Raw genomic sequence first — 21,877 nt, forward strand, 5'->3', positions numbered from 1 at the left:
TCACCAGCCACTCGAAGATCTGTGATCATGGATCGGTGACGTTCTCGTTGGCCACGCCGCCGTTGTTCGCCGCGCTTGCGCCGGCCCGCCGGGTGCTGATCGCCGGGGCCGGTGGTGGCTTCGACGTTTATGCCGGGCTGCCGCTCGCGCTGGCGCTGTGGGAGCTCGGGGTGGAGGTGCACCTGGCCAACACGTCGTTCTCCGAGCTCGAGTTGGTCGGCCGGGAGTCCTGGCTGACCGAGCACGTGGTCGCGGTGACGCCCGAGTCGAGCAACCCGGACTGGTATTTCCCGGAGGGCACGCTGGCCCGCTGGCTGGCCGAGAAAGACCTGCCCTCGAGGGTGTACGCGTTTCCTCCGCTCGGCGTGCAGACCCTGCGGGCGGCCTACCGCTTCCTGATCGAGCGGCACGACCTCGACGCGATCGTGCTTGTCGACGGCGGCACCGACATCCTGCTGCGCGGCGACGAGAACGGGATCGGCACGCCGGTCGAGGACCTCACCAGTGTCGGCGCGGTGACCGCCCTCGACGTGCCGATCAAACTGGTGACCAGCCTCGGGTTCGGCATCGACGCGGCCGACGGCGTCAACCACGTGCAGGTGCTGGAAAATCTGGCCGCACTCGACCGGGAAGGTGGCTATCTCGGCGCGCTGAGCATCCCGGGCGACAGTCGGGAGGCGGTGCTCTACCGCGATGCCGTCGCGCACGCCCAGGCGGCCACGCCGGACCGGCCGAGCATCGTCAACGGGCAGATCGCGGCGGCCATCAGCGGCGCGTTCGGGAATGTCCAGTTCACCCGGCGCACCAGCGGCAGCACGCTGTTCGTCAACCCGCTGATGGCCATCTACTTCACCGTCGACCTGGACAAGCTCGCCGCCCGGTGCCTCTATCTCGACCGGATCGAGAACACCGTCGGCCGACGGCAGGTGATCAGCCGCATCGAGGCGTTCCGCAACGAGATCACCACGCGGATCCCGCGGGCCTTCCCGCACTGAGAGCGGGCCTTCCCGCACTGAGAGCGGGCCTTCCCGCACGGAAACTAGAGGGCGTCGAACGGCAGCCTTCGGCGGCCGGCGAAGCCGAGGTCGGCGCGGTGGTACCAGTCCAGGCCGGTCTCGCCCTCCAGCCAGCAGAGCAATACGGGTACGCCGTCCAGGTCGGCCGGGAAGTCGACCAGCAGGGGAGCCACGCCCTTGAGCTCGGCGCCGGTCTGCTGCACCTCGGTCATCAGCTCGTCGAGCCGGGCCTCGGTCGCCTTGCGTTCCGCCAACCCGCCGAGCGGGGAGGGTTGACCGCCGGGGGTGAGGGCCGCCGACAACTCCACCATGTCGGCCCGCCGCACCACGATCTCGTCGAGGACCGGCATCAACCGGACCAACTCCTGCCGAGCCTCTGCCACCGTGAACAGACCCATGACGATCATTCTGGCACCGTCCCGCCCGCGGTAACAGGTTGGTAACAGGAGAACCGGTTCAGTGGGCTCGTGGCCGATAAAATGGGTGGGCGTTCGTGCAATCTATGAAAGAACTTGCGCGATCAACTCGCGGCGACTCGGTGCGATCGCGGTCGATTCGCGCACCACGAGCTCCGGGCGGAACAGGTACTCCGAGTGCGGGGCGCCGTGGCCGTTGATCTCGTCGACCAGCGAGCGGCAGGCGGCCACCGCCATCGACGCCACCGGCTGCCGCAGCGTGGTCAGCGGCGGGTCGGTGAACGCGATCAGCGGCGAGTCGTCGAAACCGATCACCGAGACGTCCTTCGGCACGTGCAGGCCACGCCGCCGGGCGGCCCGGATCGCCCCCAGCGCCATCAGGTCGGAACCGCAGATCAGGCCGGTGACACCCTGCGCGAGCAGGCGATCCGCGGCCACCTCGCCACCCTCCACACCGAACAGCGTGAGCGATACGTCCGGCTCGTCGATGTCCAGCTCGCGCTTCATCGCGGTGCGGTAACCGGCCAGTTTGCGCTGGGTGTTGATGAACCGGTTCGGTCCGGAGATCATGCCGATCCGGCGGTGCCCGAGGGCGACCAGGTGGCTGACCGCGAGGTCGCCGGCCAGCCGGTCGTCGCACGACACGAAAGGCGCCTCGATCGTCTCCGCATAGCCGTTGACCAGCACGATCGGAAGCGGACGGTCGAGCAGGCGGCGGTAGCGGGACGGGTCGGCGGCGGTGTCCGCGGACAGGCTGGAGACGAAGACGATCCCGCTGACCTGACGGTCGAGCAGCATCTCCACGTACTCGTCCTCGGTGACCCCGCCCGGCGACTGGGTGCAGAGCACCGGCGTGTACCCCTGCTGGGCCAGTGTCGACTCGATGACCTGGGCAAACGCCGGGAAGATCGGGTTGTCCAGCTCGGGGACGACCAGGCCGACCAGACCGGCCGAACGCTTGCGTAAGCGTTCCGGCCGTTCGTAGCCGAGGACGTCAAGGGCGGTCAGCACCGCCATCCGGGTTTCATGGGAGACACCTGGACGGTCATTGATGACCCGCGAGACCGTCGCCTCGCTGACCTGGGCCTGTTTGGCGATATCGGCCATCCGTGCACGCATGGCGGACACCGTAGCAATGGCTCGTAGCGGCCTCGTGACTGCAAGCCCTTCCATTCTCTGCAAGTGCTTGCTAACGTCCCGGCAACACGGCCGACACATGGTGATCAATTCGTGTCGGCGGTTGCAAGTTCTTTCGAAACCAAACCCGACAGGAGATCCATATGCGCATCCGTGCCGCGGGTGTGGTCGCCGTTCTGACCATTCCCCTGCTGGCCGCTGGTTGTGGCAGCAAGGACGACAGCGCCACCACCGACAGCCCGTCCGCCAAGGCCGCCACCGGCGAACTCGTGATCTGGGCCGACGACAAGCGGGCCGCCGCGCTCAAGCCGTTCGCCGACAAGTTCGGCACCGAGAACGGCGTGACCGTCAAGATCCAGGCCATCTCGAAGGACCAGCAGACCACCTTCGTCACCGCGTCCCAGCAGGGCAGCGGCCCCGACGTGATGGTCGGCGCGCACGACTGGATCGGCAACCTGGTGCAGAACGGCGCCATCGACCCGGTCCAGCTCTCCACCGAGCAGAAGTCCGGCATCGCCGAGAACGCCCTGAAGGCCGTCACCTTCAACGGGCAGACCTACGGGGTTCCGTACGCCACCGAGAACCTGGCCCTGATCCGCAACACGGAGCTCGCCCCCGAGGCCCCGAAGACGATCGAGGACCTGGTCAGCACCGGCACCGCCCTGAAGAAGGACAAGAAGGCGTCCGAGATCCTCGCCCTGCAGGTGGGCCAGAACGGCGACGCCTACCACCTGTACCCGCTGTACGCGTCGGCCGGCGGCTACCTCTTCGGCACCAGCGCGAACGGCGACTACAACGCCAAGGACCTGGGCGTCGGCAACGCCGCCTCGGTGGCCGCGTTCAAGAAGATCGCGACCCTCGGCGAGAAGGGCTCGGGCGCGCTCAAGCGGTCGATCACCTCGGACAACTCGATCGCCACGTTCACCGGAAAGAAGAGCGCGTTCCTGATCTCCGGCCCGTGGGCGATCACCGACGTCAAGAAGGCCGGCATCAAGTACGACATCACCGGAGTCCCCGGCTTCGCCGGTGGCAAGGAGGCCACGCCGTTCCTCGGGGTGCAGACCTTCTACGTCGCCTCCAAGGGCAAGAACAAGGCCCTGGCCCAGGAGTTCGTCACCAACTACGTGACCACCCCGGACCTGGCCGTCGCGCTCTACAACGCCGAGCCCCGGCCGCCGGCCCTGACCGCCGCCTTCGACCAGGTCAAGGGCAGCGACCCGGACCTGGCCAAGTGGCAGGACGCCGGTAAGAACGCGATCCCGCTGCCGGCGATCCCGGAGATGGCCGCCATCTGGGACCCGTTCGGCAAGGCCGAGGCCGCCATCATCGGTGGGGCCGACCCGGCCAAGACCATCGAGGCCGCCGGCAAGACCATCTCGGGCTCGATCAAGTAAATGTCGACGCAGCTTGGAGGGCCCGCACTGCGGGCCCTCCCCGCCCACGAAGAGACCCATCCGCCTTCGCGGGAGCTCGGCATGGCCGGCCGCATCGTCAAGATCGTCCTGTTGGGACTGGTCGTCGCGATCGCCGTCTGGGCCGCCTTCCCGCTGGTCGCGAACGAGGCGTGGATCGGGCTCGCGCTCGTGGTGGTGACCACGGCCGTGCTGCTCTGGCTGTACCTCACCCCGCGGCACATCCCGGCGAAATACCTCGCGCCGGGCACCCTCCTGCTGATCATCTTCCAGATCTTCCCGGTCATCTACACGGCCAGCACCGCGTTCACCAACTACGGCGACGGGCACCGCGGCAGCAAGGACGAAGCCGTCGTGGCCATCCAGAGCGCGTCGGTCACCCAGGTGCCGGGTTCCACGCAGTACGCGCTGAGCGTGGCCACCACCGGCGACCCGGCCACCGGACCGCTGTTCTTCCTGATCACCGACCCGGCCACCAAGCAGGTCTCGGTTGGCGACGCCGACGGCCTGACGAAGCTCGACGACGCCACCGTTTCGAGCTCCGGCAAGGTGACCGCGGCCAAGGGCTACACGGTGCTCAACGCCGGGCAGGCCAGCCTGCGCAGTAAGGAGATCACCGCGCTCGCGGTGCCGGTCGACGGCGGCGCGATCCGCTCGTCCGGCCTCTCCCGGGCCTACGAGGGCAAGGCCGGCCGGGCCTACGACCAGACGTGCGACTGCATCAAGGACACCACCACCGGCAAGACCTGGACCGCCGACGAGAAGGCCGGCGCGTTCATCGCCGCCGACGGTGACCGGCTGACCCAGGGCTGGAAGGTCGGCGTCGGGTTCAGCAACTTCACCCGGGTGATCACCGACCGGTCCATCTCCGGGCCGTTCCTGGCCACCCTGATCTGGAACTTCGCGTTCGCGCTCGGCTCCACCGGCGGCACGTTCGTGCTCGGCATGCTGGTCGCGGTGTCGCTGCACTCCAAGCGGGTGCGCGGGCGCAACCTCTACCGGCTGATCCTGGTGCTGCCGTACGCGATGCCGGCCTTCGCCATGCTGCTGGTCTGGCGGGACATGTTCAACACCGACTTCGGGCTGATCAACAACCTGCTCGGGGTGCACGTCGACTGGCTCGGCGAGACCACCTCGGCCCGGATCGCGGTGCTGCTGGTCCAGTTGTGGCTGGGCTATCCGTACATGTTCCTGGTGACCACCGGCGCGCTGCAGGCCATCCCGGCCGAGCTGAGCGAGGCCTCCCGGATCGACGGCGCCGGCGCCTGGCAGAGCTTCCGCCGGATCGTGCTGCCGCTGCTCATGGTCGCGCTGACCCCGCTGCTGATCTCGTCGTTCGCGTTCAACTTCAACAACTTCAACGCGATCTACCTGACCACCGACGGCGGCCCGTTCCCGGCCGACAACCCGATGAACGGCGCCACCGACCTGCTGATCACCTACACGTACCGGCTCGCCTTCGGCGGCTCCGGCGCGCAGTACGGCTACGCGGCGGCCATCTCGATCTTCATTTTCCTGATCGTCGGCACCGTCTCGGCGATCGCCTTCCGCCGGACCCGCCAGCAGGAAGAGGTGTACGCATGACGAGGTGGATGAAGCGAGTGGGCTGGCGGCACGCCGTCGGGCTGCTGGCCGTGGCGTTCTCGCTCGGGCCGATCCTGTTCGTGCTGTCGGCCGCGTTCAACCCGCTCGGCACGCTGTCCTCCAGCCAGCTCGTGCCGACCGGCTTCTCGCTCGGCAACTTCGACAAGCTGCTCACCGAGACCGACTTCGGTAAGTGGTTCCTCAACTCGGTGATCATCGCGGGCGTCGCGTCGGCGGTCTCGGTGTTCGTGAGCGCCCTGGCCGCGTACGCCTTCAGTCGCCGCCGTTTCCGCGGCCGGCGGGTGGGTCTGCTCTCCGTGCTGCTGATCCAGATGTTCCCGCAGTTCCTCGCGGTCGTGGCGATCTTCCTGATGTTCGCGACGATCACCGACTACTGGCCGGCGATCGGCTTCAACACGTCCTGGGGCATCATCCTGCTCTACCTGGGCGGGTCGCTGGGCGTGGGCACCTGGCTGATGAAGGGCTTCTTCGACACCGTCCCGCGCGAGCTGGACGAATCGGCCACGATGGACGGTGCCTCGCACGCGGCGATCTTCTTCCGGATCCTGCTGCCGCTGGTCGCGCCGGTGCTCGCGGTGACCGGCCTGCTGGCGTTCATCACCACGATCAACGAGTTCGTGTTCGCCAACATCTTCCTCACCGACTCCGGCTCCAAGACCCTCTCGGTCGGGCTGTGGGGCCTGGTCGCGGCTGAGCAGCGCAACACCAACTTCGGCATCTTCTGCGCCGGCACACTGCTCACCGCGATCCCGACCGTCGCGGTCTTCCAGGCGCTCCAGCGCTACATCGTCGAGGGGCTGACGGCCGGGGCGGTCAAGGGATGATTCCGCACCACGACGGCTCCGAGCTGTACGTCTCGAACCCGGCTCCGGCGCTCGGCGAGACGGTCAGCGTCTTCGTCCGGGTGCCGGCCGGGCTCCGGACGAGCCGGATCCACCTGCGGTGGCTCAGCGACGGTGAGCCGGTCTTCACCTCGGCCGTCGTGGACCGCACCGATGCCACCGGCGATGTCTGGTGGCGGGCCGAGATGCCGGTGCGCAACCCGGTCACCCGGTACCGCTTCCTGATCCGGACGAGCCAGGGGGTGCGCTGGCTGACCGGGCTCGGCCTCACCCACTACGACGTGCCGGACAACACCGACTTCCGGCTGGTCACCCACCTGGCCCCGCCGGCCTGGGCGCGCGACGCGGTGGTCTATCAGATCTTCCCGGACCGGTTCGCCCGGTCCGGCGCGGCGATCGACCGGGAGCGGCCGGACTGGGCGATCCCGGCCTCCTGGGACACCCCGGCCGCGCTCGGATCCACCCAGGTCCTCTACGGCGGCGACCTGGATGGCGTCGCGCGCCGGCTCGACCACATCGCCGGCCTCGGGGCGGACACGCTCTACCTCACGCCGTTCTTCCCGGGCCGGTCCGCGCACCGCTACGACGCGTCCAGTTTCGACCGGGTCGACCCGCTGCTCGGCGGCGACGCGGCGCTGAGCCGGCTGAGCCAGTCGGTGCACGAGCGGGGCATGCGGATCCTCGGCGACCTGACCACCAACCACACCGGGCTCGCCCACCCGTGGTTCGAACAGAACCGGGACTTCTACTACATCAAGAAGGACGGCAGCTTCGAGTCGTGGCTGGGCCTCGGTGAGCTGCCGAAGCTGAACTGGGGGTCGGGCGAGCTGCGCCGGCGCTTCGTCGAGATCATCCAGCGGTTCTCCGCCGACCTCGACGGCTGGCGGATCGACGTGGCCAACATGACCGGCCGCCGCGGCGCCGACGACTGGACCTACGAGGTGGCGCGGCTGCTGCGCGAGGCCGCCGGTGACGGGCTGCTGATCGCCGAGCACGCCCACGACGCCACCGGCGACCTGGACCGCAACGGCTGGCACGGCACGATGAACTACTCCGGCTTCACCCGGCCGGTCTGGGGCTGGCTGCGCGCCGACGAGCTGCCGTTCGACGACTTCCTCGGGGTGCCGGGGGAGGTGCCGGCCCGGGACGCGGCGGCCACCGTCGCCACCATGTCGGCGTTCGGCGCGCAGATGTCCTGGCGGTCGTGGACCACCTCGTGGTCGATCCTCGGCTCGCACGACACCGCCCGGATCCGCACCGTGGTGGGCAGCGCCGACCGGCAGGAGGTCGCGGCCGGCCTGCTGCTGACCATGCCGGGCACGCCGATGATCTTCGCGGGCGACGAGATCGGGATGACCGGCGACAACAACGACACCGCCCGCCAGCCGATGCCGTGGGACCGGCCGGACACGTGGGACCGTGCCACCTTCGGCCGCTACAAAAATCTCATCGCGCTGCGGAAGGCGCATCCGGCGCTGCGCCGGGGCGGCCTGCGCTGGGTCGCCGGCGACGCCGACAGCCTGCTCTTCCTGCGGGAATGCGCCGAGCAGACGGTGCTCGTGCTGGCCCGGCGCGCGGGCCACGAACCACTGCGGACGACCGACCTGCCGGCCGGTTCCCGCTGGGAGAACCTTTACGGCGGCGCCAAGCCGTTGTACACCGAACCGGATGGCTCCACCACCATCGATGTCTCCGGCCCGGCCTTTCAGGTCTGGGCCGCAGATACACATAAATAAGGGGACAGTGTGGTCAAAAAACGGCTTCTGGCTGCCTTACTCAGTTTGTTCGTTCCATTCCTGGTCGCGCTTCCGGCCGATGCGGCCGCCGCCAAGGCGCCCAGCGACGCCGCCATTGCGAGTTGGGGCGCGGACAAGCTCACCACCAGCGAGCAGTACTACTTCGTGCTGCCCGACCGGTTCGCCAACGGCAACAAGGCCAACGACACCGGAAATCTAAAAGGCGACCGGCTCCAGACCGGTTACGACCCCACCGACAAGGGCTTCTACCACGGTGGCGACCTGCAGGGCGTGATCGACAAGCTGGACTACATCCAGGGGCTCGGCACGACCGCGATCTGGCTCGCCCCGGTCTTCAAGAACCGTCCGGTGCAGGGCAGCGGCACCGACATCTCGGCCGGCTACCACGGCTACTGGATCACCGACTTCACCCAGGTCGACCCGCACTTCGGCACCAACGCCGACCTGAAGCGGCTGGTCAAGCTCGCGCACCAGCGCGGCCTGAAGATCTACCTGGACATCATCGTCAACCACACGGCCGACGTGATCCAGTACGCCGAGAACAAGTACGACTACATCGACAAGGCGACCGCGCCCTACAAGGACGCTTCCGGTAACGCCTTCGAGGACCGCAACTACTCGGACGGCCAGAACGGCTTCCCTTCCGTTTCAACGGCGTCGTTCCCTTATACGCCGATTTTTCCAACTCAAAAAGACAAAACGGTCAAGGTGCCGAGCTGGCTGAACGACCCGACGATGTACCACAACCGGGGTAACTCCACGTTCGCCGGGGAGAACAGCGAGTACGGCGACTTCTACGGCCTCGACGACCTGTGGACCGAACGTCCCGAGGTGGTTCGCGGGATGACGAAGATCTACGCCGACTGGATCACCGACACCGGCATCGACGGCTACCGTCTCGACACGGTCAAGCACACGGACCTGGACTTCTGGCCGCAGTTCGCGGCGGGCATCAAGAAGGCCGCCGGCAAGGACTTCTTCATGTTCGGCGAGGTCTACAGCGCCGACCAGGAGATCGAATCGACCTACGTCCGCGAGGGCGGCCTGCCGGCCACTCTGGACTTCTCCTTCCAGGAGGCGGCGAAGGGCTTCGTGACCGGCGCGGGCTCCGCCCAAACCCTTGCTGACGTGTACGCCAAGGACGCGCTCTACACCGCCCGCGACACCGACGCGGACCGGCTGCCCACCTTCCTCGGCAACCACGACATGGGCCGGATCGGCTCGTTCATCGAGTCCGGCAACTCCGACGCTTCGTCGTACTTGAGAAGAGACGAACTCGCGCACGAGCTGATGTTCCTGACCCGCGGCCAGCCGGTCGTCTACTCCGGCGACGAGCAGGGCTTCACCGGCCCCGGCGGCGACAAGGACGCCCGGCAGGACCTGTTCGCGTCGAAGTCCGCCGACTACCTCGACGACGACCTGATCGGCACCGACCGCACGCACGCGGTCGACAACTACAACACCGCGCACCCGATCTACCGGACCATCGCGTCCCTCGCCGCGCTGCGCAAGGCCAACCCGGCCCTGACCACCGGCGAGCAGATCACCCGGTACGCGGCCACCGGGGCGGGCGTCTTCGCCGTCTCCCGGATCGACCCGAACAAGCGCAACGAGTACGTGGTAACCGCCAACAACGCGACCACTCCGCAGACCGTCACCTTCGACACCTCGTCGGCCGGGGCGAACTTCCGCGGCATCTACGGCGGCACCACCGCGATCAGGGCGGCCGCCGACGGCAAACTGACCGTCACGGTGCCGGCGCTGTCCACTCTGGTGTTCCGGGCCGACACCACGGTCGCGATCCCGTCGGCCGCGCCGACGGTCACCATCACGTCGCCGGCCGCCGGTGCGCTCGTCCCGACCCGCGCCGCGGTGACCACCCAGGTCGCCGGCGACCCGCTCGCCACCGTGACCCTGGCCGCGCAGGTCGGCGACGGCCCGTGGCAGCTCGTCGGCACCGCGACCCGCGCGCCGTACACGATCTACCACGACCTCGACGGCCTGGCCGGCGGCACCACCGTGCGGTACAAGGCGGTGGTGCGCGACAGCCGGGGCCGGCTCGGCTCCACCACCAGCTCGATCGTCGTCGGCACGCCGGTCGTCTCGACCAGCCCCGACTACGCGGTCGTGCACTACCAGCGGCCGGCCGGCGACTACGACGACCAGAACCTCTACGTCTGGGGTGACGTCGACGACTCGATGGCCTCGACCTGGCCCGACGGGCAGAAGTTCGTCGGCCGGGACGCGTACGGCGCGTTCGCCTACGTGAAGCTCAAGCCGGGCGCCAAGAACGTCGGGTTCATCGTGGTCAGCAAGGACGGCGTCAAGGACACCGACGCCGACCGCTCGCTCGACCCGAGCAAGAACGCCGAGGTCTGGCTGAAACAGGGCGACACCGCGGTTCAGCTGAGCCACGACTACCCGGCCCAGGACCAGAACACGGCGATCATCCACTATCGCCGGGCGGACGGGAACTACACCGGCTGGGGGCTGCACGTCTGGGACGGCGCGGCCACCGGCACCGACTGGAGCTCGCCGCTGCAGCCGGCCGAGACCGACACCTACGGCGTCACCTACAAGGTGCCGCTCGCCGCCGGGGCGACCGGGCTGAGCTACATCATCCACAACGGCGACGCCAAGGATCTGCCCACCGACCAGCGGCTCGACTTCGCCACCGCGGGCCGGGAGGTCTGGCTTCTCGGCGGGGTCACCGACCGGCTGCTGCCGATCGTCAAGAAGGCCGGCGCGGGCGGCGTCATCGACCTGACCAAGGAGAGCGCGGTCTGGATCGACCGGAGCACCATCGCCTGGAAACCCGGCGACAGCACCGACGGCAAGAGATATGAGCTGGTGTACGCCCCGGACGGCGGCATCGGCGTCGCGGACGGTGAGCTCACCGGTTCGTACTCGTCAATTCCGCTGACCGCCCGGCGTGACGGGCTCACCGAGGCGCAACGCACGACGTTCCCGCACTTGTGGCAGCAGGACGCGTTCAAGCTCAGCGCCCCGAACATCCAGAGCATCCTGCGCGGCCAGGTGGTTGCCGTCGAACGCGACGCGGTGGGCAAGCTGCTCTCGGCGACCGGGGTGCAGACCGCCGGCGTGCTCGACGACGTCTACGCGGCGGCGACGAGTGCGCAGCTCGGGCCGGTCGGCACCACCCTGTCGGTCTGGGCGCCGACCGCCGGGACGGTCGATCTCCAGCTCTACGACACGACCACCGCGTCGCCGCAGACCGTGGCGATGAAGCGCGACGACCGCACCGGCGTGTGGAGTGTTCGCGGCCCGGCGACCTGGATGGGCAAGTACTACAGGTACCGGGTCACGGCCTGGCAGCCCGCGGTCGACAAGGTCGTCACGGCGGCGGTCACCGACCCGTACTCCATCGCCCTGTCCACCGATTCGACGCTCAGCCGGATCGCCGACCTCAATGATCCGGCGCTCGCGCCGGCCGGCTGGTCCTCCCTACGCAAGCCGGCCGCCACCAGCCCCGCGAAGATTCAGATCTCCGAACTGTCCGTGCGGGACTTCTCCATCGCCGACACGACGGTGCCGGCCGCTGAGCGCGGTACCTACGAGGCCTTCACCGACCCCAAGACGGCCGGCATGAAGCACCTCGCGGCCCTGGCAAGCGCGGGAACGACCCATCTGCACCTGCTCCCGGTGTTCGACTTCGCGACAATCCCCGAGAAAAGGGCAGATCAGGCGACGCCCGCCTGTGACCTCGCCGCGCTGCCGCCGGACTCGGAGGAGCAGCAGAAATGTGTGACCGCGGTGGCGGCCACCGACGGCTACAACTGGGGCTACGACCCGCTGCACTACACGACGCCCGAGGGCGGCTACGCCGTCGACCCGGACAAGCGGACCGTGGAATTCCGGCAGATGGTCCAGGGGATCAACAAGGCCGGTCTCCGGGTGGTCATGGACGTCGTCTACAACCACACCTCGGCCGCCGGCACCGACCCGCACTCCGTGCTCGACCAGCTCGTGCCCGGCTACTACCAGCGGCTTCTCGCCGACGGCACGATCGCCAACTCCACCTGCTGCGCCAACACCGCCACCGAGAACGCGATGATGGGCAAGCTCGTCGTCGACTCCATCGTCACCTGGGCGAAGGCCTACAAGGTGGACGGTTTCCGCTTCGACCTGATGGGCCACCACCCGAAGGCGAACATCCTCGCGGTCCGCTCCGCCCTCGACAAACTCACGCTCGCCAGGGACGGCGTCGACGGCAAGAGCATTTATGTGTACGGGGAGGGCTGGGACTTCGGTGAGGTCGCCGGCAACGCCCGCTTCGTGCAGGCCACCCAGGCCAACATGGCAGGCACGGGGATCGGCACCTTCAACGACCGGCTGCGCGATGCCGTTCGTGGCGGCGGCCCGTTCGACGACAACCCGCGACTGCAGGGGTTCGCGTCCGGTCTCTACACCGACCCGAACGGCGACACCGCCAACGGGACGGCGGCCGAGCAGAAGGCCCGCCTGCTGCACGACCAGGACCTGATCAAGGTCGGGCTCAGCGGCAACCTCGCGTCGTATCGCTTCGTCGACTCGTCCGGGGCGACGGTGACCGGCTCGCAGGTCGACTACAACGGCTCGCCGGCCGGCTACACGGCCCAGCCGTCCGACGCGATCACCTATGTGGACGCACACGACAACGAGATCCTGTACGACGCGTTCGCCTACAAGCTGCCGCAGGCCACGTCGGCGGCGGACCGGGCGCGGGCACAGACCGTCGCGCTCGCCACCACCGCGCTCGGCCAGGGCATCGGGTTCGTGGCGTCGGGCAGCGAGCGGCTGCGGTCCAAGTCGCTCGACCGCAACTCGTACAACTCCGGTGACTGGTTCAACCAGATCATCTGGAACTGCGCGGACGGCAACGGCTTCGGCCGCGGCCTGCCGCCCGCCGCCGACAACTCGACCAAGTGGGTCTACGCCAAGCCGTTGCTGGCCGACGCGTCCCTGGTGCCGAGCTGCGCGGCGGTCAACCAGGCCGACGCGACCTTCCAGGAGCTGCAGCGCATCCGCAGTTCCTCGCCGGTCTTCGGCCTCCCGAGCGCCGCCGAGGTGCAGAAGCGACTGTCGTTCCCGCTCAGCGGCTCCGCCGAGACGCGGGATGTGCCGGTCGGCTCCGCCGAAGAACCGGGGGTCATCACCATGACTCTGGACGGACGGGGAATCGACCGGAACTACCGATCGGTGACGGTCGTCTTCAACGCCACCTCGGCGGCCACCACCCAGACCGTGGCCTCGCTGGCCGGGAAGCAGATCAGCCTGCACCCGGTCCAGCGGGCCTCGGCCGACCCGGTCACTCGTACGGCGTCCTTCGCCAAGGCGAGCGGCACGTTCACCGTTCCGGCCCGTACGGTCGCGGTGTTCGTCGAAGGTTAGGTTCTTCAAGAAAGCTAGACCCAGGAGCCGGCCGCCAGACGCTCGATGAGCGTGGCGACCGGCTCCGGCCGTCCCAGGTGGTAGCCCTGCGCGTAGCGGCAGCCCATCCGGGTCAGCAGCTGCAGCTGGTCCTCGGTCTCGATGCCCTCGACCACGACCTTCAGGCCAAGCGTGTGCCCGAGCTGCAGCACCGCGCTGACCAGCTCCTGCTGCCGCTGGTTGCCGACCAGGCCGGTGATGAACGAGCGGTCCACCTTCAGCACGTCGACCGGGATGTCGCGCAGGTAGCCCAGCGACGAGTAACCGGTGCCGAAGTCGTCGATGGCGATCTTCACGCCGAGCTCGCGCAGCTCCTCGAGGCGGGCCGCGGTGACCGCGAGGTCGCGCATCAGGACCGTCTCGGTCAGCTCGAGCACCAGGCAGTGCGGGGACAGCCCGGTGGTGGCCAGGGCGTAGGCGACCCGGTCGGTCAGATCCGGGATCTCCAGCTCGACCGCCGACAGGTTCACGCTCACCCAGGCCGGCGATGCCTCCGGGGCCAGGTCCTGCCAGCGCTTGACGGCCTGGCACGCCTCGAACAGCACCCACCGGTCGATCTCGGCGATCAGCCCGGTCTCCTCGGCGAGCGGGATGAACGAGCCCGGCTGCTGCAGCCCGCGTTCCGGGTCCTGCCAGCGGACCAGCGCCTCCACCCCGCCGACCCGGCGGCCCGGCAGCGCCACCACCGGCTGGACGTGCAGGCGCAGCTCGCCGCGGTGCACGGCGTCGCGCAGCCGGGCCTCGCTGTCCAGCTTGTCGAGCAGCTGCTCGTGCATGTGGCTCTCGAAGACCTGGAAGCAGCCCTTGCCGTAGGCCTTCGCCGCGTACATCGCCACGTCCGCGTTGCGCAGCACCTCCTCGGCGTCGGTGTAGGCGGCGATCGGCGACACCATGCCGATGCTCACCGACACCATCGCCTTGCGGCCATGCATCACGAACGGCTGGTTCAGCGCGTCCAGGCAGGCCTGCGCGTACGTCTCGGCGGTGGGCTGGTCGGCGCCCTCCAGCAGCACGGCGAACTCGTCGCCGCCGAGCCGGGCCACCGTGTCGTGCGGGCGCAGCGCCGCGACCAGCCGCTCGGCGGTGGTGCGCAGCAGCGCGTCGCCGGCGTTGTGGCCGAGGCTGTCGTTGACCTTCTTGAAGCCGTCCAGGTCGAGGTAGAGCACGGTGGCCGCGTCGCCGGCCGCCCGGGCCCGGGCCATCGCGTGCTCCAGGCGGTCGAGGAACAGCTTGCGGTTGGGCAGGCCGGTCAGCACGTCGTGCAAAGCTTGGTGCCGCAGGTCGTATTCGAGGTCGCGCTGCCGGGTGACGTCCCGCAGCACGATGACCGCGCCGATCCGGGCGTCGTCCTTGACGATGGTGCTGACCGTGTAGGCGACCCGCACCGACGTGCCGTCCGGGCGTTCGAGCGGGATCTCGCGCTCGGTGTCGTCGCCGGCCGGCAGAAACTCCTGGGCGTCCACGCCGAGCAGGCCGTCCGCGCCGAGCCCGGTGATCCGGCCGGCCGCCTCGTTGGCGAAGGTGATCCGGCCGCCGGCGTCGACGCCGCAGATGCCCTCACCCGCGTTGGCCAGGATCCGGTCGGTGTACTCCTTGGCGAGGATCTCCCGGGCCGAGCGTTCCAGGCGCCCGGCCATGTCGTCGAAGGCCTGCCCGAGCCGGCTGATCTCGTCCCGGCCGGACAGCGCCACCCGGCCCGAGAGGTCACCGTCCCGGATCACCTCGACCGCCCTGGTCAGCGAGTTGATCCGGCGGGTGATCGACCGGGAGATCAGGAGTCCGAGCAGCATCACCAGCAGGATGCAGATCAGCACGGCCGCGATGATCAAGCGCCGGGCGCCGCTGGTCGCGGCCACCATCTGGTCGTAGAGCGGCGTGTATTCGAGGACGATCGCACCCTTCACCGCGCCGGCGACGCCGATCAGCGGAACGACGACCTGCTGGATGCCCTCCGGGTAGTCGGCGCTCTGTTCGATGAAGATCCGGGGTTTCTGGTCGTCGATCGTCGCGGTCACCTCGCCCCCGCGGTCCTCCTCGAACCGGGTGCCGATGTTCTCCGGGACCGCGTCGGCCAGGATGTTCTTGTTCTGGTCGATCACCACGATGTCGCGCTGCTGCAGGTCGTGCAGGCGGTTCAGGTACAGCTCGAGGGCCGACTCGTCGTAGAGGAGCGGCGCCGGATGCTCGCCGTCGGTGTCCGCCGGAAGCCCGAAGGCCACGTCCTTGGCGATGCCCCGGGCCACCTGCTCGGCCTCGCTGACCGCGGCCTGCTCGGCCGCCGTCCGGTCGGCGTGCAGCACGACCCCGCCGGTGGCCGCCACCAGGGCAGCCGCCACCAGGAATGCACCCAGCAACTTGCGCCGAACGTCCATCCCACCCCCACTTGCCTGATCGGCGGGGTGAACGTCCGGTTTAGCGTCCTCAGGTCAGTCGGACGGGTGAGCGCTCCTGAGCCGGTGATGACTCGGGCTCCAGGGCGGCCGGGATGCGGCGGGCCCGGTTGGCGAGGGCGAGCCCGACGGCGATCAGGACGGCGATGCCGGTGACGATGCCGACCGCGGCGGTGGGCACGTCGAAGAGCTTGAGGGCGCTGGCCAGCAGGACGATCACCAGGGCCGCGCGGACCAGGCCACCGGGGGCGCGGGACGAGATGCGGGAGCCGATGAGTACGCCCGGGACCGAGCCGATCAGCACGGCGCCGGCCAGGTCGAGCTTGAGGTCGCCGAAGAACGCGTGCCCGAGGGCGGCCGACGTGACCAGCGGGATCGCTTGCACCAGGTCGGTGCCGACCAGGTCGTTGGCGCGCAGCTTCGGGTACATGGCGAGCAGCGCCACGATGATCAGCGAGCCGGAGCCGACCGAGGTGAGACCGACGACCAGGCCACCGACCGCGCCGAGCAGCGCTGTGGGCAGTGGCTTCACGGTGACCTTGACCGGTTCGTCGGAATCGCGGATGCCTTGCCTGCGGGCCACCCACGCCTTGGCCAGCAGTCCGGCCGCGGCCAGCACGAGCGCGACGCCGAGCGCGATCCGGATGGTCTGCTGCACGCTGTCGTCGTCGCCGAGCAGCCGCAGCAGGAGCACGCCGAGGAACGCGCTGGGCACGCTGCCGGCGCACAGCCAGCCGACCATCGCCCAGTTCACCGTGCCGCGGCGGGCATGCACGGCGCCACCGAACGGCTTCATCACCGCGCTGGCGGCGAGGTCGCTGGAGACGGCCGCGATCGGCGGGATGCCGAAGACGAGGACCAGGATGGGCGTCATCAGGGCGCCGCCGCCCATGCCGGTGAGGCCGACGACGATGCCCACGCCGAGGCCGGCGAGCGCCAGGGTGAGATCCATCCGGCGAGTCTGGCCGAGGATCCCCCACCTTGTCCACTATTTCAGTGGAGATTGTCGACTTTCCCGCTCGCTGGGATACCGGTGGGAAGTGATAGGAGTAGGTCGATGTCCGAGGCGGGCATCGGCCGGGCGAAGTGGAAGCCCTGGGCCAGCCGATAACCCATCTTGTGCAGCCGGAACGCCTGGTCGGCCGTCTCCACGCCCTCGGCGACCGCCTCGATCCGCAGGCCCTCGGTGATGCCGATCAGCCCGTTCACGATCACCGCCTGGGCGCTCGTGCCGGTGACCCCGTCGACGAACGACTTGTCCACCTTCAGGACCTTGACCGGGCAGTCCACCAGCAGGCTCAGCGACGACTGGCCGGTCCCGAAGTCGTCCAGGGCGATGCGCAGGCCGAGCGCGTGCAGATCCCGTACGGCATCAAGCGCTTCTCCGGTGCCCAGCACCGCGGTCTCGGTGACCTCCGCGACCAGCCGGTAGGGATCGATGCCGGAGCTGCGCAGCAGCTCGGCCACCTCGGCCGGGAAGCCCGGCTCGCGCAACTGCCGGGCCGAGATGTTGACGCTCACCTTCTCCGGCGCGTTCGCACCGTAGGTCTGCTCCCACTCGGCGGTCTGCCGCACCGCCTCGCGCAGGATCCACCGGCCCAGCTCGACGATGTAGCCGTTGCGCTCGGCGAGCGGGATGAACACCGCCGGGGAGACCAGGCCGTGCTCGGGGTGCCGCCAGCGGACCAGCGCCTCCACCCCGGCGAGCCGGCCGTGCGGCAGCTCGACGATCGGCTGGTAGAGCAGGAACAACTCGTCGCGGGTGAGGGCCTGGCGCAGGTCGGCGGCGAGCTGCGCGTCGGCGTCGGCGAGCTGGTCCATGATCGGGTCGAACCAGGTGCAGCGGCCGCCGCCGGTGTTCTTGGCCGCGTACATCGCCACGTCCGCCCGCCGGAGCAGCTCCTCCGGGGTGTCGCCGGCCCGGGCCGCGGTGACGCCGATGCTGACCTGCGGTTCCAGGTCCCGGCCGTGCAGCGCGAGCGGCTCCTGCACCCGGTCGAGCACCTCGCGCAGCAGCCGGGCCGCGGCCTCGTCGTCGAGACCGCACAGCAGCAGGGTGAACTCGTCGCCGCCCTGCCGGGCCACCGCGTCCTGCGGGCGCAGGCTCTCGTGCAGCCGCCGGCTGACCGTGCGCAGCAGCGCGTCGCCGGCGCCGTGCCCCATCCGGTCGTTGATCACCTTGAAGTCGTCGAGGTCGAGCATCGCCACGTGGAACGGCCCGCCCTCGGCCAGCCGGTCGGTGACCTGCTCGGCGAACCGTTCCCGGTTCGCGATGCCGGTGAGCGCGTCGTGGTTGATCTGGTGGTCCAGCTCGGCCTGGTACTCGCGCAGCTTGCTCAGGTTGGCGGCGACCGTGGTCAGCAGCCGGGCGTTGTCGCGCAGCGCGCTGATCTGCCGGACCACCACGAGCGCGGTGATCGCCGCCACGCTCGCCGCGATGGTCAGCTGCTCCGGCCCGTCGTCGATCTCGCCGGCCAGCAGAAGCGCGGTCATCGCCGCGATCGCCACGTAGGGCAGGATGCTGAACCGCTGGCCCATCCGCGGGTCGGCGGCCGGTTCGCCCGCCGCGCGGCGCTGCCGGGCGGCCGCGATGACCGTGGCCAGCCCGGACACCGGCCCGGCCAGGAACGACGTGGTGAGGTACGGGCGGTCGGCGAAGACCGGGCTCAGCGCGCCAGTCGCCGCCGCCAGCGCCACCCCCGCCGCCAGGATGTGCAGGGCCTTGCGGTCCAGCTCACCGGTGCCCGCGAAGGTCACCTTGACCAGGGCGATCACCGCGACGATGGCGAGCGCGCAGACCGCGAGCATCGCCGCGTTCTGCGCGGTCCACTGCCCGCCGGTGTGCAGCCAGAGACGCCACAGCAGGCCACCATAGGTGATCAGCAGCACGCCGGCGTCCAGCCCGAAGCGGGTCCAGTCGCCGCGGGAGCGCTGCCAGACCGGCAGCCGCAGCATCGACCAGATCATCACGATCACCACGACGACCAGCAGGCCGAGCGTGAGCGGGCTGATGTACTGCGTCGGCTCGGGTCCGTGCAGCGCGTCGTACATGTTGCTGATCTCGGCGACCGTCAGAACCGCACAGGCCACCGCGAGCGAGCGCCAGAACCGCCGGGTTGCCGCGGCGAGATCCCGCCTGCGGGAGACCTTCCCGCAGGCGTACGCGGCGAGCGCCGCGATCGCCACGACCGGGAGCCACCCGATCGCCGGGTACGCCCACTCGTGCCGGAGCCCGATCAGCACCCACGCCGCCTCGAACGCGGCCAGCGCCGAAGTCAGCGTGGTCGTGCCGCTGAGGCGCCGGAGAACGGAGGTAGCGGACACGGTTGCCAAATCGGTACAACCGCGGCGGACATGAGGACTTCGCCATTTGACGCAGCGGTTGCCGGGTCTCGGCCATCCGGCGAACATCTCCGCCGACCGGGCTAAGTTACCGGCGAGTCAATATATATAGAACGGCATGACTGTCACTTCGAGCCGACGCTCGTTGCTGCTCCTGGCCGGAGTGGCCGCCGCGGCGACCGCCGCCCGTCCCGCGTTCGCCGCCGCTGCCACCAGCGCGTTCCAGCACGGCGTCGCGTCCGGCGACCCGCTGCCCGGCGGCATCCTGCTCTGGACCCGGGTCACGCCCACCCCCGAGTCCGCTCCCGCTTCCGGTGCCGGACCGGTCGTCACCGTCGACTGGCAGATCGCCGCCGACGCGTCGTTCGCGACCATCGTCCGGTCCGGTGTCGTCGCGACCGGTCCCGACCGCGATCACACCGTCAAGGTCGACGTGACCGGGCTGACCCCGGCCACCACCTACTGGTACCGCTTCGGCCTGGCCGGCGCCTGGTCGCCGACCGGCCGCACGATGACCGCGCCGGCCGCCGACGCCGCCATCACCCGGCTGCGGGCCGGCGTGGTGAGCTGCGCCAACTGGGAGGGCGGCTACTTCGCGGCCTACCGGCACCTGGCCGAGCGCGGCGACCTCAACCTGGTGGTACACCTCGGCGACTACGTCTACGAGTACGCCTCGGGGGAGTTCACCGCCGGCGGCACCGTGGTCCGCAAGGCGCAGCCGGCCAACGAGACGATCGCCCTCGCCGACTACCGCACCCGGCACGCGCAGTACAAGACCGACCCCGACCTGCAGGCGCTGCACGCGTCGGTGCCGTGGGTGATCACCTGGGACGACCACGAGATCGCCAACGACGCCTGGAGCGGCGGCGCGGAGAACCACGACCCCGCGACCGAGGGCTCGTACGCCGCCCGGGTGGCCGCGTCCCGGCAGGCGTACGCGGAGTGGATGCCGGTGCGGCTGGCCGAGGACGGGCACATCTACCGGCGGCTGCGCTACGGCAACCTGTTCGAACTCTCGATGCTCGACCTGCGCACCTACCGCTCTGAGCAGGCCAGTGGTGCGGAGGTCGACGACCCGGACCGGACCATCACCGGTGCGGCGCAGATGAGCTGGCTGATGGACGGGCTGACCAACTCCACCGCCACCTGGAAGATCGTCGGCAATCCGGTGATGATCTCCCGGCTCGACGTGGGTGCGCTGCCGGCCTGGCTGCTCGGCCCGCTCGGCAAGCTGATCGGGGTGCCGGAGAACGGCCTCGTGCTCAACGGCGACCAGTGGGACGGCTACAACGCCGACCGCGAGAAGCTGGTCGACACGCTGCGCGCGCACGCCACCAAGGACGTCGTCTTCATCACCGGCGACATCCACACCTCGTGGGCGAACGAACTGACGACCAAGGACACGGGTACGGCGAACCCCGCCGCCGCCGAGTTCGTGGTGCCGTCGCTGACCAGCGACAACGTCAACGACTTCCTCGGCACCAGCCCCGGCGGACCGCTCAGTCTGCTGGCCGCGACGCTGATCCGGGCGACCAACCCGCACGTCAAGTGGGTGGAGACCGACGGGCACGGCTACGGCGTCCTGGACATCACCTCGAGCCGCTGCCGGATGGACTGGTACCACCTCGCCGACCGCACCTCCAAGACCTCGTCGGTGACGTGGGTCCAGGGTTACTCGGTCGGCCGGGGCTCCTCGAAGATCCGCCGGGAATCCGCGCCGACGGCCTGATTCTTTCTCGTTGCGCAAGACGCCCGCCCTCCGGCGGGCGTCTTTGCCGTTGGCTGGGTCACAATCGGCTACGGAGATCGCCATCGGGAGGCAGGAGCGCTAGTGTACGAAACAGTTTCGTTTCGCATGGCCGTGAAGACGGGGGGTTCGTGATGGCTGAGACCACAGCTGCCCGGACCCGGCGGCTCGACGAGGACCGGGAGCAGGCGATCCTGCGCGCGACCTACGAGCTGCTCGGTGAGGCGGGCTACCAAGGCCTGCGGGTCGACGCCGTCGCGGCGCGGGCCCAGGCCAGCAAGGCGACGCTGTACCGGCACTGGCCCACCAAGGCCGAGCTGGTCGCCGACGCCGTGCGGTGCTGCAAGACCGAGTCGCCGCCACCCGCCGACACCGGAAGCCTTCGGGGTGACCTGATGGCGTGGTTCGGCGAGATCGGCTGTTTCATCTCCGGTGAGGAAGGGCCCATCCTGGCCGGGCTGTTCATGGCTCTGCACACCGACCCCGCACTGGCCGCCGAGTTGCGGTCGATGCAGGAGTCGAAGTTGCCGTTCGCGGAAGCCATCTGTGAGCGGGCCGAGCGCCGCGGGGAGATCCACCCCGGCTACGACGCCGGCTTGATCGACGAGATCGTGCCTGCCCTGCTGTTTATGCACTGTTTCGCCCTCGGCCAGCCGCTCGACGACGCGTACCTCGCACACGTCGTCGACGACATCGTTCTCCCGCTCCTGACCAGGTCCTGACTGTTTCGTTCCTGACCCCGCGGCCCTGCATGCCGCGCGGGTGATCTCCGCGTGCCCTGAC

Annotated in this window: 13 protein-coding genes; 8 read left to right on the forward strand and 5 right to left on the reverse strand. The window is 69.5% G+C overall.

Features of this window, described 5'->3' with window-relative positions; all coding sequences use genetic code 11:
* Positions 1-35 precede the first annotated feature (35 nt).
* On the forward strand, positions 36-995 hold the full coding sequence (locus Adu01nite_RS45995; RefSeq protein WP_203735737.1) for a DUF1152 domain-containing protein: 960 nt from the start codon (positions 36-38) through the stop codon (positions 993-995).
* 44 nt (positions 996-1,039) lie between these two features.
* On the opposite strand, the gene Adu01nite_RS46000 is transcribed toward Adu01nite_RS45995, so the two are convergent.
* Positions 1,040-1,414, reverse strand: coding sequence for a DUF2203 domain-containing protein (locus Adu01nite_RS46000; protein ID WP_203735738.1), 375 nt, complete (start codon positions 1,412-1,414; stop codon positions 1,040-1,042).
* A 102-nt stretch (positions 1,415-1,516) separates the two neighbouring features.
* Entirely contained in the window at positions 1,517-2,551 is a 1,035-nt protein-coding gene (locus Adu01nite_RS46005) for a LacI family DNA-binding transcriptional regulator (protein WP_239133209.1), read from the reverse strand.
* 161 nt (positions 2,552-2,712) lie between these two features.
* On the opposite strand from Adu01nite_RS46005, the gene Adu01nite_RS46010 reads away from it, so the two are divergent.
* The 5 genes from Adu01nite_RS46010 to pulA are packed head-to-tail and all read left to right on the forward strand — an operon-like array spanning position 2,713 to position 13,576.
* A complete protein-coding gene (locus Adu01nite_RS46010; RefSeq protein ID WP_203735739.1) occupies positions 2,713-3,963 on the forward strand; it encodes a sugar ABC transporter substrate-binding protein in 1,251 nt (416 codons plus the stop codon).
* Positions 3,964-5,565 (forward strand): ABC transporter permease subunit, encoded by a 1,602-nt coding sequence (locus Adu01nite_RS46015; protein WP_203735740.1) that lies wholly within the window; start codon positions 3,964-3,966, stop codon positions 5,563-5,565. It abuts the gene before it with no gap.
* A complete protein-coding gene (locus Adu01nite_RS46020; protein ID WP_203735741.1) occupies positions 5,562-6,410 on the forward strand; it encodes a sugar ABC transporter permease in 849 nt (282 codons plus the stop codon). Before Adu01nite_RS46015 ends, Adu01nite_RS46020 begins: the two co-directional genes overlap by 4 nt.
* Positions 6,407-8,164 (forward strand): glycoside hydrolase family 13 protein, encoded by a 1,758-nt coding sequence (locus tag Adu01nite_RS46025; RefSeq protein ID WP_203735742.1) that lies wholly within the window; start codon positions 6,407-6,409, stop codon positions 8,162-8,164. Before Adu01nite_RS46020 ends, Adu01nite_RS46025 begins: the two co-directional genes overlap by 4 nt.
* A 45-nt stretch (positions 8,165-8,209) precedes the next feature.
* The gene (gene pulA, locus Adu01nite_RS46030; RefSeq protein ID WP_239133211.1) at positions 8,210-13,576 is read left to right on the forward strand and encodes a pullulanase-type alpha-1,6-glucosidase; all 5,367 of its coding nucleotides are present in this window, start codon (positions 8,210-8,212) and stop codon (positions 13,574-13,576) included.
* A gap of 14 nt (positions 13,577-13,590) precedes the next feature.
* Here the strand turns inward: pulA and Adu01nite_RS46035 are convergent, their stop codons facing one another.
* The 3 genes from Adu01nite_RS46035 to Adu01nite_RS46045 are packed head-to-tail and all read right to left on the reverse strand — an operon-like array spanning position 13,591 to position 19,329.
* Positions 13,591-15,987: a putative bifunctional diguanylate cyclase/phosphodiesterase gene (locus Adu01nite_RS46035; protein WP_203735744.1), complete on the reverse strand. Its 2,397-nt coding sequence runs from the start codon at positions 15,985-15,987 to the stop codon at positions 13,591-13,593.
* A 49-nt stretch (positions 15,988-16,036) separates the two neighbouring features.
* Positions 16,037-16,957 carry a sulfite exporter TauE/SafE family protein gene (locus Adu01nite_RS46040; protein ID WP_203735745.1) on the reverse strand — a complete coding sequence of 307 codons (921 nt, stop codon included), beginning with the start codon at positions 16,955-16,957 and terminating at the stop codon, positions 16,037-16,039.
* A gap of 41 nt (positions 16,958-16,998) precedes the next feature.
* Positions 16,999-19,329 carry a putative bifunctional diguanylate cyclase/phosphodiesterase gene (locus Adu01nite_RS46045; protein WP_239133212.1) on the reverse strand — a complete coding sequence of 777 codons (2,331 nt, stop codon included), beginning with the start codon at positions 19,327-19,329 and terminating at the stop codon, positions 16,999-17,001.
* Positions 19,330-19,465: 136 nt separating this feature from the next.
* Here Adu01nite_RS46045 and Adu01nite_RS46050 point away from each other — a divergent pair, with 136 nt between their 5' ends.
* Together Adu01nite_RS46050 and Adu01nite_RS46055 are read left to right on the forward strand one after the other, a co-directional pair.
* Entirely contained in the window at positions 19,466-21,076 is a 1,611-nt protein-coding gene (locus tag Adu01nite_RS46050; RefSeq protein WP_203735747.1) for an alkaline phosphatase D family protein, read from the forward strand.
* 152 nt (positions 21,077-21,228) lie between these two features.
* Positions 21,229-21,816, forward strand: a complete 588-nt coding sequence (locus Adu01nite_RS46055; protein WP_203735748.1) for a TetR/AcrR family transcriptional regulator — start codon at positions 21,229-21,231, stop codon at positions 21,814-21,816.
* Positions 21,817-21,877: the final 61 nt, after the last annotated feature.

It is taken from the genome of Paractinoplanes durhamensis (genome assembly GCF_016862175.1).
GTDB classification, from domain to species: Bacteria; Actinomycetota; Actinomycetes; order Mycobacteriales; family Micromonosporaceae; genus Actinoplanes; species Actinoplanes durhamensis.

Coding starts and splice junctions, on each gene's coding strand:
- Adu01nite_RS46000 (WP_203735738.1), bottom strand. CDS start 1,414: ATGGGTCTGTTCACGGTGGCAGAGGCTCGGCAGGAGTTGGTCCGGTTG.
- Adu01nite_RS46005 (WP_239133209.1), bottom strand. CDS start 2,551: ATGCGTGCACGGATGGCCGATATCGCCAAACAGGCCCAGGTCAGCGAG.
- Adu01nite_RS46010 (WP_203735739.1), top strand. CDS start 2,713: ATGCGCATCCGTGCCGCGGGTGTGGTCGCCGTTCTGACCATTCCCCTG.
- Adu01nite_RS46015 (WP_203735740.1), top strand. CDS start 3,964: ATGTCGACGCAGCTTGGAGGGCCCGCACTGCGGGCCCTCCCCGCCCAC.
- Adu01nite_RS46020 (WP_203735741.1), top strand. CDS start 5,562: ATGACGAGGTGGATGAAGCGAGTGGGCTGGCGGCACGCCGTCGGGCTG.
- Adu01nite_RS46025 (WP_203735742.1), top strand. CDS start 6,407: ATGATTCCGCACCACGACGGCTCCGAGCTGTACGTCTCGAACCCGGCT.
- Adu01nite_RS46035 (WP_203735744.1), bottom strand. CDS start 15,987: ATGGACGTTCGGCGCAAGTTGCTGGGTGCATTCCTGGTGGCGGCTGCC.
- Adu01nite_RS46040 (WP_203735745.1), bottom strand. CDS start 16,957: ATGGATCTCACCCTGGCGCTCGCCGGCCTCGGCGTGGGCATCGTCGTC.
- Adu01nite_RS46050 (WP_203735747.1), top strand. CDS start 19,466: ATGACTGTCACTTCGAGCCGACGCTCGTTGCTGCTCCTGGCCGGAGTG.
- Adu01nite_RS46055 (WP_203735748.1), top strand. CDS start 21,229: ATGGCTGAGACCACAGCTGCCCGGACCCGGCGGCTCGACGAGGACCGG.